This is a genomic window from Phocaeicola sp. RTP21198st1_B8_RTP21198_201120 (assembly GCF_040929485.1).
GTDB classification, from domain to species: Bacteria; Bacteroidota; Bacteroidia; order Bacteroidales; family Bacteroidaceae; genus Phocaeicola; species Phocaeicola dorei.
Genome location: NZ_JBCOCI010000394.1, coordinates 1 through 1,269, shown reverse-complemented (window position 1 = coordinate 1,269; position 1,269 = coordinate 1). Strand labels below are relative to the sequence as shown.

The following is a 1,269-nucleotide window of genomic DNA, read 5'->3' as shown; positions in this document are numbered from 1 at the left end:
CTGCCAGACACGGTAAGCGATATAGAACAAAGCTCCTAATGCAGCGAGTGCCATCGCCATGTCCATCATCGGGTGGCAGAGTTTGGTCATCGTATCATAGAGATTCCGAAGAATCTGGTGCATATTTTCAAATGAAATGGATAATAATACCATAATTGATTCTTTTAAAATTGTAGACTACCAATAACGCTCATCCTTGCCGTACAGGTCAAATACCTGTTGCTGCTCGTTCTTCTCCTTGGCACGCAGGTAGGATACATGCAGGTTCTTGCGGGTGTAGTAGTTGGCCAATTCCTTGTAATGTGTCATTTCCCTGTATACCCGGTTCACCAGGTCAATGCGTTCCTTGTCGTTCATGGACATGCCGGTGGGATTGATGATATTCTTCAGCTCGGTAATGCTGCGGCTGCTCTTCTTCATGATGGTGTTATAACCGGCAGCTATCGCATTCAGCTCCCGCTGGCTGAAATTCTTGTCGGTTAGCATCTTGCCGAAATTGTTCACGTAAATCTCGGAGATATCACCGAGCATCAGGACGGACTCCTTGACTTTCTCGCTGCCGCTGATCAGGTCGTTCACTTTGCGCAGCTTGTCGTAATACTCACGCCCCTGCTCGAAAATCTTTGAGGTCTCCTTCCATGTGGAGAGGGCATTCTGCGCCGTTTCCGAGGTCTCCACTATTTCGTTGACACTGTTCACGATACCCTGGACGAGGTTGCCCGGATCGGACACCACCCACTGTGCCTGTACGCTTGCCGGTACTATAAAGGCCGACAGGACAAACAACATGCTTATAATTCTCTTTCTCATTGCTTCTTTATTTTAATCGTTTATTTTTTCTTTTTCTTCTCACTTGCCAACATTCGGATAGCCTGCTCCATATTGCCGCCCAGCTTCTCTGTCATTTGTGTGACTTCCAGTTTTTCGGTTTCTTCCGTGGTATAGGTGAGATACTCCTCGACAGAGGTTTCTGTGGCATAGACAGCGGACCGGACACCTCCCAAGCCTATTCAAACCTCCTTATACTTCCGTGCCGGATCGTTGGACTGATTGATAGACAATATCTGCCCTTTCTCTTTGTCGGTCAATCCGAGCAGGGACTGTACGGAGTCAAACTTGTTAATATACTTTCGCTGATCCAGCAGAATCTTACAATCGGCATTGTTGATAATGGTGTCTTTGATAATGGGACTTGATACAATATCGTCCAGTTCTTGAGTGACGACAACGGCCTCACCAAAATACTTTCTAACCGTTTTGTGTAGGCTA

The 1,269-nt window shown here is 46.7% G+C and carries 1 protein-coding gene and 2 pseudogenes; all 3 read right to left on the bottom strand.

Features of this window, described 5'->3' with window-relative positions:
• Positions 1-153 (bottom strand): annotated as a pseudogene (locus AB5935_RS26650) (conjugative transposon protein TraJ); the annotation flags it as partial.
• 24 nt (positions 154-177) lie between these two features.
• Positions 178-810: a DUF4141 domain-containing protein gene (locus tag AB5935_RS26645; protein WP_004318720.1), complete on the bottom strand. Its 633-nt coding sequence runs from the start codon at positions 808-810 to the stop codon at positions 178-180.
• 20 nt (positions 811-830) lie between these two features.
• A pseudogene (locus tag AB5935_RS26640) lies at positions 831-1,269 on the bottom strand (conjugal transfer protein TraG); the annotation flags it as partial.